12 protein-coding genes are annotated in these 11,975 nt (G+C 39.6%); 5 read left to right on the plus strand and 7 right to left on the minus strand.

Features of this window, described 5'->3' with window-relative positions; translation table 11 throughout:
- Nucleotides 1-17: 17 nt before the first annotated feature.
- Together IT970_RS11330 and IT970_RS11335 are read right to left on the minus strand one after the other, a co-directional pair.
- On the minus strand, nt 18-248 hold the full coding sequence (locus tag IT970_RS11330) for a hypothetical protein (RefSeq protein WP_036966724.1): 231 nt from the start codon (nt 246-248) through the stop codon (nt 18-20).
- Nucleotides 249-343: 95 nt separating this feature from the next.
- On the minus strand, nt 344-592 hold the full coding sequence (locus tag IT970_RS11335; RefSeq protein ID WP_036966721.1) for a hypothetical protein: 249 nt from the start codon (nt 590-592) through the stop codon (nt 344-346).
- A gap of 159 nt (nt 593-751) precedes the next feature.
- Between IT970_RS11335 and IT970_RS11340 the strand changes: the two genes are divergently transcribed.
- The 3 genes from IT970_RS11340 to IT970_RS11350 all read left to right on the plus strand — a co-directional run bounded on the left by IT970_RS11340 (nt 752) and on the right by IT970_RS11350 (nt 3,236).
- Nucleotides 752-1,198: a carboxymuconolactone decarboxylase family protein gene (locus tag IT970_RS11340; protein WP_036966718.1), complete on the plus strand. Its 447-nt coding sequence runs from the start codon at nt 752-754 to the stop codon at nt 1,196-1,198.
- Nucleotides 1,191-1,961: an AraC family transcriptional regulator gene (locus tag IT970_RS11345; RefSeq protein WP_196857345.1), complete on the plus strand. Its 771-nt coding sequence runs from the start codon at nt 1,191-1,193 to the stop codon at nt 1,959-1,961. Before IT970_RS11340 ends, IT970_RS11345 begins: the two co-directional genes overlap by 8 nt.
- Nucleotides 1,962-2,087: 126 nt before the next feature.
- On the plus strand, nt 2,088-3,236 hold the full coding sequence (locus tag IT970_RS11350; protein WP_075593779.1) for a hypothetical protein: 1,149 nt from the start codon (nt 2,088-2,090) through the stop codon (nt 3,234-3,236).
- A 57-nt stretch (nt 3,237-3,293) separates the two neighbouring features.
- Here IT970_RS11350 and IT970_RS11355 read toward each other — a convergent pair whose 3' ends face one another.
- The 3 genes from IT970_RS11355 to IT970_RS11365 all read right to left on the minus strand — a co-directional run bounded on the left by IT970_RS11355 (nt 3,294) and on the right by IT970_RS11365 (nt 6,977).
- Nucleotides 3,294-3,659, minus strand: coding sequence for a pectate lyase family protein (locus IT970_RS11355; protein WP_075593780.1), 366 nt, complete (start codon nt 3,657-3,659; stop codon nt 3,294-3,296).
- 92 nt (nt 3,660-3,751) lie between these two features.
- The gene (locus tag IT970_RS11360; protein ID WP_118844513.1) at nt 3,752-5,359 is read right to left on the minus strand and encodes a sensor domain-containing diguanylate cyclase; all 1,608 of its coding nucleotides are present in this window, start codon (nt 5,357-5,359) and stop codon (nt 3,752-3,754) included.
- A 487-nt stretch (nt 5,360-5,846) separates the two neighbouring features.
- A complete protein-coding gene (locus IT970_RS11365; protein WP_231387278.1) occupies nt 5,847-6,977 on the minus strand; it encodes a helix-turn-helix domain-containing protein in 1,131 nt (376 codons plus the stop codon).
- A 230-nt stretch (nt 6,978-7,207) separates the two neighbouring features.
- Between IT970_RS11365 and IT970_RS11370 the strand changes: the two genes are divergently transcribed.
- Entirely contained in the window at nt 7,208-8,020 is an 813-nt protein-coding gene (locus IT970_RS11370) for a DUF2306 domain-containing protein (protein WP_196857346.1), read from the plus strand.
- 55 nt (nt 8,021-8,075) lie between these two features.
- Here the strand turns inward: IT970_RS11370 and IT970_RS11375 are convergent, their stop codons facing one another.
- Nucleotides 8,076-9,077, minus strand: coding sequence for a family 43 glycosylhydrolase (locus IT970_RS11375; protein ID WP_036966707.1), 1,002 nt, complete (start codon nt 9,075-9,077; stop codon nt 8,076-8,078).
- A 313-nt stretch (nt 9,078-9,390) separates the two neighbouring features.
- Between IT970_RS11375 and IT970_RS11380 the strand changes: the two genes are divergently transcribed.
- Entirely contained in the window at nt 9,391-9,699 is a 309-nt protein-coding gene (locus IT970_RS11380) for a hypothetical protein (protein ID WP_036966705.1), read from the plus strand.
- 147 nt (nt 9,700-9,846) lie between these two features.
- Here the strand turns inward: IT970_RS11380 and IT970_RS11385 are convergent, their stop codons facing one another.
- Nucleotides 9,847-11,955: a TonB-dependent siderophore receptor gene (locus IT970_RS11385; protein WP_196857347.1), complete on the minus strand. Its 2,109-nt coding sequence runs from the start codon at nt 11,953-11,955 to the stop codon at nt 9,847-9,849.
- Nucleotides 11,956-11,975 lie beyond the last annotated feature (20 nt).

Genomic DNA, 11,975 nt, shown 5'->3' on the forward strand with positions numbered 1-11,975 from the left:
AACAATCTATTCAGCGATTATAGTCTCACTGTATTTGTGCTATTTCGTTGAATATCACGAATGCCATCTCGGCCTTCTTTTTCCATTGCTGCAATTTGTTCTGGAGTACGACAAACACGCTTAGGTATATTGCTACCCGTTGGCTTTTCCATTTTACAAATTAAACCATCATTACTTGCTTGTTCATCACTTGAACTCGCACAACCGGTCATTAACACGGCTAAAAGAGCAACACTTAAAAACTTCATATACTTCCCTTTTTTTAATTAATTTAGCGCTCGATAAGAACATATTATTATACTACAGGCATAAAAGCACAACATTATAGGTACAAAACCCGTTTTTAATGCGGTTTTTTCACGCCATATCGCACCATATCTTTACCATTCTCGTATACGTCATGACTAACATACCGACCCAGTAATAGTTGATGATTATCATCAAGAACAGCGACAAATGGGCGACCATCACTGTTATTTGTAGCCAAGGCGACCCCTGCTACATTTTCAAGGCCTAAGCCACCATTTTCGACAAGACGTAAAAATGTCTCTAATTCATCTAATGTTTCGATTACATCATTATCATTAATCATCTTAAACACTCAGTGATTGCTAATAAAGCTAGCATAACAGGATTAAAAATCGGGTGCGAATGACTGTAGACAAATAACATTCAAACATGTCGTTTTTTTGCAATATTTAAATCTATGCGTTTTCTAAACTGGCCCTAAATTGTTATTTAAGGAACCGTTATGAAACGTGCTAATTATCTTTCTTCATGCCCCGTGCTTATAAAGCACCTTATTAACCAAGAATCATTAATTAAAAATGCTGCCGAAGCGACTTTCGGCTTAACAATATGGGAGCTAATAAAACTGAGGGTATCGCAGCTTAATCAATGTGCTTTTTGTATTGCAATGCATACTAAACAAGCACGCGAGTATGGCGAATTACCTAATCGCATTATTGGTTTAAGTGCTTGGCAAGACATGCCGCTTTATACTGAGCATGAGCGCCTTGCGTTAAAACTGTGCGAAAAATTGACACAAGCACAACCAATTGATGATACTTTCTATCAAACACTGACTGACGCATTTTCAGCGCAAGGGCTTGTTGCATTAACGGTTGCCATTAATGCAATTAATAGCTGGAATCGTATAGTGAAAACATTTAAACCTGATGTCGAGTTTAATGAATAATCATTTAACACTTGAGCTAATGACGCCACAAGGTGACATAGCCGAAATTATTCAAGCTATCTGGTGTGCTTCGGCGCATTCAGAGGGTGAACAATGGCTCGCGTGCGATGGGGCAACTGGGGTTATTTTTCCTGTGGCTGGTGAGCTTTTTCTTGATGATCAGCCAGTCGCCCCACCCTATGCTTTTCAGCAAACATCGACACATGCATCAAAATTGAGTTTTTCAAAAGAGGCACGATTTTGCGGCATACGTTTTAATCCCACAGTACTGCCGCAGCTGCACGCCACAACACATTCTTTAGTTAACGTTGAGTCACTCAATACAATAGCAACAGGCCTTAAAAAAGACGCAAGCCTTAGTGCTTTTGTGGCTCTTTTAAGCGAGTACTTAACCCTACCCAAAGTGATTAATCGCGGAACTGAGCACTCTAAGCACTTAATTCGTAACCTAATTAATTTAACCCCACTCGAAACCGCCTATCAGCGAGCACCACTCAGTCAAAGACAACTTGAACGACAAGTTAAAAACCAGTGCGGAGTAACACCTAAGTATTTTGAACGCATTTATCGCGTAAAAATGGCCAAACAAGCCATAAAAGATCAGCCTTCTATGAGTTTTGCCGAGATAGCGCAAGCGTATGGCTTTACCGATCAGCCGCATTTTATTAAAGAGTTCAAAGCAATTATGCACATTACACCTGCTAAGTACCGAAGGCTGCTTTCAGACTCACAGAGTAAACAAACAAAACTGATCCTAAGATAGTGGCACACACGCTTTTTTGTCTGAATGTAGGCAATAGCGACACTGAACGATTTTATTTGCGCTGGGCTTTTATCCATAGGATAGTTAACTTAGTCTAAAAACTTGCTGTAACTTAACAGGATAACTATGAAAAACGTTTTACTTGCTACCAGCCTTATTGCCTCATCATTTACTGCGTTTGCAGCAGAGCTAACTGTTGAAGAGGTTCGTATCGAAAAAGCGACAAAAGCCATGCCAACAGTGTTAGCTGCTTTTTCAAAAGAGGTCGCGCAATTTGAAAAAGACTGGCAGGCGGTGTCGAGCTACCAGCAAGCAAGTGATCTTATCGATGATTATTCAAAACAACTTTGGCGCAATGCAAAAGCACGTATCAGCAAAACAAATAGCTTTGATGACCGCGAACTATATTGGGCACGCCTCCTTTCAAGCAAAGTGATGCGTACCAGCAAACCACAGTTTGCCATCACAGACAGCGAACAAACCGCATTATTAATCATGCTTGAAAATGGCAGCCGTGGTCGCACCGATCTTGATTACAGCAAAAAAACCGACAAAAAGATCTTAATTACCGGCTTTGATCCCTTTTTACTTGATAAAAACATTAACCAAAGTAACCCATCGGGTGTGGCAGCGCTTTTGTTAGATGGTCAAGTAATTAGCTATCAAGGTATTAGTGCCGAAATAAACACGGTAATGGTGCCGGTACGCTATGAAGACTTTGATCAAGGTATTATTGAATCATTACTTGCGCCGTATTATGCGCTGAATAATGTTGATATGATTGCTACGATCAGCATGGGCAGTAAAGATTTTGATCTTGAACGCTTTCCGGGTAAACGCCGTAGCGTCACTGCGCCAGACAATGCGAATATAGTGTATGGCGGTACTGCAACTGCACCAAAAATATCACGCCTTCACGACCGCCCATTGCCGGGTAATGAATTTGTGACTTTCAGCCTACCTGTAGAGCATATGCAAAAAGCGAAAGGCCCATTCACAATCAACGACAATCATAAAGTGGTCACTCTTGAAAAAGCATTTGAACCACAATCACTGAAAGAGCTTGAAGGTGCAATTGCGGTTAAAGGTGGCGGTGGTGGCTACCTATCAAACGAAATTTCGTACCGGAGTATTCGCCTACGCGATGAGCTTAATTCAGACATTCCAACGGGTCATATTCATACGCCACGTATTGCACAATTTGAGCCCGAAACAGAAGCCAAAATCGTTGCACAAATAAAAGCCATGCTTGAACAGAGCTTAGTCGCACTGTAATAAACTTGCTCAACGCATGTTAAAAACATTCGCTGAGCAATAAAACGGGCTCTTAATCTATTGAGGGCCCGTTCCTCCATCTACTTGGCTACCCAAAGTATTTGCACTGTCTAATCGATATGGGTAAAGCTGCACATCACTAAAGACCGTTGCACCACTATCACGATATTGATCTGTTGCTGAACGTCCTGTGTAAATGTTTCCTGAGGCACTAAAATATCCAGAACCTTGATTCCAATGAGGCTTTGCTGAGTTTTCAAAATAATTGTTCTCAACAAGTACTTCGGCGCCATCACTCGCACTTATTGCAAAATAAGTAATGTTTTTCCAGTAATTATTAAACATATGAACGCGTGAATTATAGCCATCTATTTTAGGGTTTCGCCCTGCTGCTGTATCCCAAAAATTGTGATGAGCAGTCACCTGAGAGTTTCTGAATAAATGAGTGTACCAATGCTGATTAGCGCAAACTTGGGTGTTTTTATAATTATATTACAGCAATAAATATTATAAAATTAGCGACTTAACACACAACAATTTCGGCCTTGGGCTTTTGCCTGGTATAGCGCTTCATCAGCCTGCTTAAACAGTGTATTTGAGTCAAACTGCTGTGATACAGGTTTACTAGCAATGCCAATCGATAATGTTACACATTTAACGTCCTTTCGCCCCTCATGCACAATGGCAGCAGACTCTATTGCTTTACGAAGTGTTTCAGCGACAGCGAGTGCTGCTTGCGCATCAGTGTTACTAAGCACAATAACAAACTCTTCGCCGCCATAACGTGCAACAAAGTCAGTTCCTCGTTTTGTAAATGCTTTTAGAACTTGAGCCACTTTACAAAGCGCTTTATCACCTTGGTCATGGCCGTAATAATCATTATAAAGTTTAAAGTGATCGATATCAGCAACGATCAACGACACGTTTTCGTTTATATTCTCAGGGTCATTCGCAAGCGTTTCTAAGTGAGTATCCAGCGCACGACGATTTGCCAAGCTTGTCATCGCATCGGTGTTGCTTATATGCCTTAACTTTTCGTGTCGCTCTATAATTTCTGCTCGCTGAGTTTCAATTAGCATAAATAGCTCATTCATCCCCCGACCTAACTGATGAAGCTCATTGTCGCCTTTATATTCTGCGCGCACAGTGAAATCTTTATGATTAAGCGCACTGCTCACCGACACAAACATTTCTGACAATGGCCGCAGTAACTGCTGATTAATATATAAATAAAACAACATAAATACCGAGCCCGATATAAGCAGCCCCGTGATCAAAGAACTGTCAAATAAACTTCTATCATAGGTGCGTTCACGCATTGGAATAGACAAAACAAATAGCAAGTTAGCGTGTTTATCTTGCACTCCTATATAAAGCTTTTTGTCATGCTCTATCGGCGTATTAACGGTATTTTCATGGCCAAAAAACGACGTGATGTACGCATTTAAAGCCTGTGCTTTTTCACCTTGGTAATACGTAATATCGTCAGCTAAGCCAGGGGTGAGGTTTTCAATAAATTCTTTATCAATAAAGCTCCACAATAATAGCGTACCAACAGGAGAACCTGTTCCATCTGATTTAGTCACGTTATAAGCAACCGTCACTGCAGGTAACTCATTAATTTTTAAAAAGTGAATTTTAGAGGTCATGGCTTTTGAATCTGCGATGATCTCTTCAGGTAAAATAATTAAATCATTGTCTAAAAGGTGCTGGGGTACTTCGAGTATGTCTGGTGAGTAAGGTTGATAATTATTATCAAAGCTTCCTCCGCCAATGATCGTCGCGTTGGTGTCGTAAAGATACCAGCCATTAACGTCTAAACGCTCAAGTGCATCCGCTATTACATAATCATTGTTGAACCACGCTGTACGGCGGTTTTTGGCTGCATCGTACATGCTATCCCATGCTGCACTATCGAATACCATTTTCGATAACGCATCTATTTGCTGTTGAAGCTGAGATTCAACTCGCTGGATGTCTATCCGATCATTTTGTTTAGCCATCGTTTCAAAGGTAGGCAATATCCAAAAATGCCGAATAATCGTTTGCGCACTAAGAATAGCGATGCAGGCTGCTGTAAAAGCCAGTAATAATTGCTTTCTGAGTTTTGTGCCTATCACCATAAAATAGTATGCCAAATTGTAAAAAACGAAATTAGTATTAAAAAGTATAACGCTGTTTCATGTGTTTGCTTATCAAGTTGCAATAAATCAGTAAATTAAACGAGTTCAAACCATCAAGGTTTGACCTTAAAAAGGGAACGTAACAATTGAAACTAGGTAATCAATCGTGGAGTTTTTTGGCCTTAAACATACAAAAACAATCGTCGAAAAGCTGTTAATACACGGCAATAGACGTAGTTAAATGCACTGAAAAAGGCGTCGTTAAATGCACTAAAAAGCCCTGTATGAGTACCTTGTATGAGTACCTTGTATGAGTACCTTGTATGAGTAACTTGTATGAGTACCTTGTATGAGTAACTTGTATGAGTGCCTTGTATGAGTGCCATTTGGGTGAACTCTTGGGGGGTATTTTTTAATGAATACACACGTTTGCATTAAATAATTGCAAAAAAATCAACAAAAATAAAAGGAGGAAAAACTCACTCATCTACTCAGCAAGCTCAGGTAAACTTGAATTTTGCACCTTATCATTTTGTTTTCTAAACTCGTTTGGGATCACGCCCACGATGCTTTTGAACACACGATTAAACGTAGCCAAAGAAGAAAAACCACTTTCCAATGCAATACTCAAAATGCTCCAGTGCCGTACTTCATCTTTTAGTAATAAGGCCTGAGCATGCTTAACCCGATACTGATTTATAAATAAATTAAAGTTAGCTACTTTGTAATAATGTCGAATTGCGCGACTTATTTTGTACTCTGGCACTGAAAGGGCTTGCGCAAGATCTGAAATTTTTAAGTTACTTTGTAGGTATAATTGCTGCTCATTAATCAATTGGTTTATCCCTTTAATGAGCTTTGGTGATATATCCATTTGCTCAAATGGCTCATCAACTTTAGCACGATTCACTTCATCGCTTGTTTCGCTTTCAATTTGATTACTGCAATGCGTTTTATCTCTACTTTGTAAAACCATGACAACCTGCATTGCTAACACAATTAATAAGGCAGAAGAAGTAATGATAAACGGCTCGTATGCTTGGATATCGGCTTCACTAAACAGGAATTTAGGCAGAATGCTGGCATTAAAAACCGCAAAAGCGTAACTACTAGCAAAAATAATTGCCTGTAATTTTTGGCTTTCATTTTTTTGTTTATAGCCCCTCAATGCTTCCCAAAATGACAGCACAAGAATACTGGATGACAGTAAAACTGTTATTTCATTCATGCCTTGCTTTAAACGCCACATTTGCTGGCTATCGGGGAAAGGTAAAGCGTCGATACTGACTAAGTAATGCCACGTTTGGTTGAACATAATCAGCCCTGCAATAGACACTGCAACTGCAATATGAACACCTGATATAGGCTTACTTTTACGAAATAATGTTCGTGATACTAGCCAAGAAACATTACACGTTGCACACGTAAATAATCCAATTAAATAGTGATAGACGCCAATCGTAGGAGCGCTGAGCTTTTGCACCCCCACCATACACAGCGAGCCGCAAAATATTGCAAATAAATAATGAATAAGCTGCTTATCGCTTTTTAATGCATTAACCAGCATGAGCACCATACAAACAATCACAAGGAAGTAATTGGAGGAATTATTTTGCATAGCCGTTTATGCCTTTATAAAGAGTGTGCTTATTCAATTATCGAGCGTTACACGTATCTTACAAACTAACTTTCATCTTAGCAAAAAGACTTTGTTAGTGAATGTGTCTAATTAATTCAACACACAGGCAAAAATTAACACGATTTCATTGCTCAAATTTCGAATTTGAGAAGAAATTAAGCTGCAGCCCTTTATATTTGAGGCCTTATAAAAGTGAAATGGAAAGAGACATGGCTCCCCATACAACAACACACACACCTATTAACCTACTCGAAACAAGTAAAAAGCTCTGGTTTATTTGCTTACTCCTTGCACAAGTCTGCTTTGTGACTTACCTGATCCTCGGTTATGCAGTAACAGGTATTATTCATGGTTTATCACAGTGGACTCGCCTGAATAATACAGCGTACATAGCAAATGATATGACCGGTAACGTCATGTACGCTGCTCATGTTTTACTGGCTGTTATTATGATCATCGGCGGGAGCTTGCAATTAATCCCCACATTAAGAGCAAAATATAAAACATTTCACCGCTATAATGGCTATGTGTTTGTTATATTGGCATGTTGTATTTCACTCGCAGGATTGTACTTAATTATAGTAAGGGGAACTGTTGGTAATACACTGATGCATGCGCTCACCATGTTTGGAGGCTTATTGGTCATTGTATCGAGCATATTTGCAGTAAAAACGGCTAGAGCGCGTAATATCCATGCTCATCAAATATGGGCTATTCGTTTATACCTTGCTGCTAATGGCGTGTTATTTTTTAGGCTGATGATTTTTGCATGGTTTATCGTATTTGGTTCACTGGGAATAGATACCGCCACTTTCACCGGACCGACGGTCATCTTTATTAGTTTATGCTCCTACGTGTTCCCTATTTTAATTGCCGAGTTAGTGAGATATGCAGCTAAAAAAACCTCACATACATTAATAACACTCACTTGTGCCTGCTTAATGTTACTGATATCTGCGATATTTTTGACCGGTTTATTCGGCGTAGTCCTTGCAAGCTGGTATCCCGCTATCGTTGCTTAATATAAATACAACAAAGCCACCTAATTAGGTGGCTTTGAATTTAGCGTAATGCTCATTAATACAACGCAAATAACGGTCTGCCATTTTCGTCATAGTTAACTTCCATAACACGCGCATGTCGATTTGGATCATAGAGTGGATCTTTAACAATCTCTTCAAGCGGACGCGTGTCGGTTTTTGGCACAACACTTGGTTCACCCACTGCGTGTTCGTAATCACGAGCATGGTAAATACACAGAGGTGTTTTATCGTCTTCGGCCACCGTAAAACAGTTATGACCCGGACCAAATATTCTCTTTTCAACACTTGTCTCAAGCACCGGCATACGCGTTTTTGTCCATGAATTGCGGTCTAACAGATCGCTGTTTTCATCGGCTTCCATGTAACCCATGCAGTAGCATGCACCTGTTGCACTTGCAGAAAAAGCAATGAAGATTTTACCGTTATTTTTAAGTACGGCAGGACCTTCGTTAACCCAAAAATCAACACGCTCCCAATCATAGTCAGGCGTGGTCAGCATAAACTGTGTTGTTTTTAGTTTTATTGGCGATTCCATTTCCGCTAAATACAAGTTTGATGCAGCAAATTGACCACCCGTTTTTTCTGCCCAACAAAAATAACGCTTGCCGTTGTTTTCAAAAATTGTGGCATCTAATGAAAAATCGGTAAATGACTTATCGTCGCCATCGGCTGCTTGCATCATACCTAGCTCAACCCATTCATCATTTAATGGATCTTGGCCTTTACATTCAAGAACATAAGGACGTAATGCCCAAATATCGTCTTCTTGGCTGGCTGCAAAATAGATATACCATTTACCATCAAGATAATGGATTTCAGGTGCCCAAATATGACGGCTCATAGGGCCGCTGTCGTGCTTGAACCAAATATCAAACGTTTCTGCGTCTTTTAACCCTTCAAGAGTCTGTGATTTTCTAAGTTCAATACGGTCGTAGGTTGGTACAGAGCCAGTAAAATAATAAAAACCATCATTGTGCTTATGTACAAACGGGTCGGCACGCTGCTCGACTAACGGGCTATTTGTTTTTAATGTCATCTTGAAACCTGATCGTTAAATTTAATTTGTATTATTTTATTACTTTTAAGTAAGAAAACAAATATAACATCATTTTTAACAAACAGTGAAAAGAATTGTCGATAAGCGACCGACCTCATAAATGATACAAGCATGACCGACTCTCGACTCTGCGCCCACCTTAAACGACATAAATAGCATAGTAACTTCTTTGCTGAATAAGTAACAAACCATTAGTCGCACTTATTCTGAAAACGAATTAATCCTGCAAAATATTGTTGGCCTCGTTAAAGCTTAGGTATAATCTCTTTTTCGACTGAATTTTGGTTTTTAAATGAAAAAGCTTTCTAAAGTACAACAAAAACAACAAGCGCTTGTATTAAACGTTGCCGATGCCCTTGAAATTCAAGGCCGCGCAGAGCTTGAAGGTATGGTGCAATGCTGGTTTGATGTTGAATATCACTTATTTCCTGGCTCATTATTGCTTTGTTTTCAGTTCGAAAACCAACAAACACTCGATGCTGCAACCCCAGAATTATTAACGTGGCAAAAGCGCCTAAGTGGCGCAATGCTAAAAAAAGGCGTGATTTTAAAAGACATGCGCAGGCACTTAGTATTTACCCTAAAAGGGCCTGATGATTAATCGTTAAAATATAATACCGGTTACAAGGGGCAAGCCTATTAGTCCTTGTAAGCAGAGTAAATTCACGCCTACGATTAAATAGCAACGTGTTGCAATAATCGTAGGCGTAACTTTAGCCGTAAAGGGCTTAGCTTAGCGCCAACCTCGTTAAAAGGTATATTTTAAGCTTAATTTATAATTTATTGGCTCGCCTGGCTGAGTCCAAATAGCAGAATAAGAGTTGGCGTAATATTTTTTATCCAATAAGTTATTTACATTAAATTGTATGCTTACATCATTGTTCACATGATATTTTGCAAACATATTTACTAAAGTGTAAGAAGGTAAATAATAAGTAGGATCAATGGTTTCACCTAGCCTTTCACCAACATATTGTACAGCGAGTCCAACCGTTGCATTTAAATCGACTAGGTCGTTTAAATCTCTTTTTATTTGAGCATTAGCACTGTGTTTAGGAATATTAAGTAACGGACTCCCCTTTGGCAGTTTTACCCACCAATCAGGATTAACAGTGTCATTTGCTGTTTTGGCATCTGTGTAGGTATAGGCAAAATCGAATGACATACTGTCTGTCATGTCACCATGTAAATCAAGCTCAATGCCATCACTTGTCACTTCACCTAACGCCGTTGATACACCTGCTTGCAAGTCTGTTGTTAACATGTTGCTTTTTTCAGCACTAAATACTGTAAAACTACCACTGACACTATCGGTATTAAACTTGATACCGGCCTCGAAAGAAGCGGTTTCTTCAGGCTCAAATGCATCGCCGTTACTATCGTAACCACTGTTGGGTCTGAAGCCTTCAGAATAACTCGTGTAGTACTGCAGGTTGTCTGAGTGGGCATACACTAAACCTACACGCGGGCTAAATGTACTTTGATCACTTTTAGACTGCTTTAGATTAATATGATTATCTATTTGCTGATCAAACCAATCAAAACGACCACCTACTTGTACTTTCCATTGCTCACTGACATCTATTTGATCTTGAATATAAACCCCATAGCTATGCTGTACTTCAGTGCTGTTATATAAAAGTGACCCTTCTGGCGCTGTTTTTCCATACACAGGGTTGTACATGTTAATGGCATAACGGGTATCTTCCAGTGTAGGACGGTATCGATACCACAGTTTATCAAAGTCGAACTTGCTGGCATCTGCGCCAATTAATAAATGGTGTGTAAAACCAGCGAGCTCAACACTCCCGCTAAGCTCTGTTCGCGCAGAAAGATACGCTGTTTGAAAGTCGCGCTGATTATGCTGCCGACTTAATGTTTCGCCATCTTTAAAATAAACTTGTCTACTGGGTGCCAGTTCGGCATCACTTGATTCACTTAAAAATTTCGAATCACTGTAACTAAAGCCATTCAAAAGAGACCATTGTCCAATTTGGTGTTCAAAAGTAAGTTGATGAGAAATAGCATCGACCTCTGTTGGCTTGTCACTGGGTTCACCTAAAAAAGTCTCAATGGGTAATGAATCAATTTTTCCATCAATGGCAACAATACCGCGGTCAAAGGTTGTGCTTTGATCGACATACTCAAGTTCATAATTTAACTTTGATGTGTCTGAAATTAACCATAATATTGAAGGAGTAACCACTCTTTTACTTGACTCATGGTAGTCTCGGAAACTTTCACCATCTTCGACAGCCCCATTTATTCTAAAAGCAACGTGCTCTGAAATCGCGTTAGTATAGTCGGCTTCTGCACGGTAATTTTGCCAGCTTCCCCCCGTTACTTTTACATAACCCTGCTGTGCAAACTGTGGCTTTTTAGTAATAATATTAATTGTACCGCCAGGCTCAGAACGACCATAAAGCGCAGACCCCGGTCCTTTCATTACTTCTACGTAATCAATATTGCTCGTATCACGCGTACCGCTGAAGCTTCTCCCAGATGAATAACCATTAATTAAAAAGCCTGACGGAATACTCTCATCACCGACTAATCCACGAATAGCAAAGCTTTCCCATAAACCGCCAAAATCATTTTGCTCAGCAATACTTGGGGTTAAATCAAAGATATCGGTGAGCGTGTTAACACCCGCATCATCAAGACTTTCAGTAGAAATAAATTCAACACTTTGTGGTTGCTCGTTCAGAGGAATATCCCCACGGAACGCTTGCCTAACGCCCGATACAGATATTTTCTCTATATTCGGTGACGCTGTTGTTGCATAAACAGTAGGAGTTAAAAGAGTGCTAATAGCAATTGTAAGGGCTGACAAGTGGTATCGGTTAATTATAGTCATTCTATCTCTTGGGTATAAAT

Source organism: Pseudoalteromonas sp. A41-2 (genome assembly GCF_015767615.1).
Taxonomy (GTDB): Bacteria; Pseudomonadota; Gammaproteobacteria; order Enterobacterales; family Alteromonadaceae; genus Pseudoalteromonas; species Pseudoalteromonas lipolytica.

Excerpts from the sequence above, each read along its gene's own strand:
- IT970_RS11375 (WP_036966707.1), bottom strand. The coding sequence starts at position 9,077 with ATGACATTAAAAACAAATAGCCCGTTAGTCGAGCAGCGTGCCGACCCG.
- IT970_RS11370 (WP_196857346.1), top strand. The coding sequence starts at position 7,208 with ATGGCTCCCCATACAACAACACACACACCTATTAACCTACTCGAAACA.
- IT970_RS11345 (WP_196857345.1), top strand. The coding sequence starts at position 1,191 with ATGAATAATCATTTAACACTTGAGCTAATGACGCCACAAGGTGACATA.
- IT970_RS11330 (WP_036966724.1), bottom strand. The coding sequence starts at position 248 with ATGAAGTTTTTAAGTGTTGCTCTTTTAGCCGTGTTAATGACCGGTTGT.
- IT970_RS11365 (WP_231387278.1), bottom strand. The coding sequence starts at position 6,977 with ATGCAAAATAATTCCTCCAATTACTTCCTTGTGATTGTTTGTATGGTG.
- IT970_RS11380 (WP_036966705.1), top strand. The coding sequence starts at position 9,391 with ATGAAAAAGCTTTCTAAAGTACAACAAAAACAACAAGCGCTTGTATTA.
- IT970_RS11335 (WP_036966721.1), bottom strand. The coding sequence starts at position 592 with ATGATTAATGATAATGATGTAATCGAAACATTAGATGAATTAGAGACA.
- IT970_RS11340 (WP_036966718.1), top strand. The coding sequence starts at position 752 with ATGAAACGTGCTAATTATCTTTCTTCATGCCCCGTGCTTATAAAGCAC.
- IT970_RS11360 (WP_118844513.1), bottom strand. The coding sequence starts at position 5,359 with ATGGTGATAGGCACAAAACTCAGAAAGCAATTATTACTGGCTTTTACA.
- IT970_RS11350 (WP_075593779.1), top strand. The coding sequence starts at position 2,088 with ATGAAAAACGTTTTACTTGCTACCAGCCTTATTGCCTCATCATTTACT.
- IT970_RS11385 (WP_196857347.1), bottom strand. The coding sequence starts at position 11,955 with ATGACTATAATTAACCGATACCACTTGTCAGCCCTTACAATTGCTATT.